This is a genomic window from Massilia pinisoli (assembly GCF_024753285.1).
Classification (GTDB): domain Bacteria; phylum Pseudomonadota; class Gammaproteobacteria; order Burkholderiales; family Burkholderiaceae_D; genus Telluria; species Telluria pinisoli.
Genome location: NZ_JANUGW010000063.1, coordinates 1 through 648, shown reverse-complemented (window position 1 = coordinate 648; position 648 = coordinate 1). Strand labels below are relative to the sequence as shown.

Here is a 648-nt window from a genome sequence, read left to right as displayed (position 1 = left end):
CATCTTCAGTCCAGCCAGGACAAGCTTGGACTTGAGCAGAAAATACAGCTTGCGCGTACCGATCCTGGGCTGCTTCAGCCGGATTTGCCGCACCATTTCTTGCGCCAAGCTGTTGCGCGCAGCGCGGCCAATCTCGGCATGGATCCGCTTGTAATACGTCTGACGGCTAATCCCGAACAACGCACAGACCCGGCTGACGCTCAGGCCTTCTTTTTGCTGGAGGATTTGCGTTGTTCGGGCGAAGGCTTTTTTACCACGGCCACCCCATGCTCCTTGGCCAGCACGTCGAGCATCGTCTTGTAGACCAATGACTGCTGGCGCGACTGTTCCAGCTCGGCTTCCAGCTGCTTGATGCGCTGCTCTGGGGTCAAGGGCTTGGACATGTCCGGTTGCGCTCGGCTTAGCTTCATGGCCAGCGTACTCCAGTCCTGCTGGCCGTATCGCCGCAACCATACTAACACCGTGCTTCGCCCTTGGATGCCGTACTTATCCTGGGCCTGCTTGTAGGTCATCTCGCCTTTTTCGACGGCACCAACCACCCCAAGCTTAAAAGCCAGCGTGTAGTCACGCTGAGTTCGTTTTCCCTCAATCGCCATCTCACTCTCCTCAGATAAGGCAAAGTTTGACAACCAATTTCAGGACGGGACA

The 648-nt window shown here is 56.5% G+C and carries 1 protein-coding gene and 1 pseudogene; both read right to left on the bottom strand.

The genetic code is table 11. From position 1 onward, the window contains the following. Positions 1–180, bottom strand: a pseudogene (locus tag NX784_RS28750) (IS3 family transposase); the annotation flags it as partial. Between the two features lie 20 nt (positions 181–200). After that, a complete protein-coding gene (locus NX784_RS28745; RefSeq protein ID WP_258820088.1) occupies positions 201–596 on the bottom strand; it encodes a helix-turn-helix domain-containing protein in 396 nt (131 codons plus the stop codon). Between the last annotated feature and the right edge of the window lie 52 nt (positions 597–648).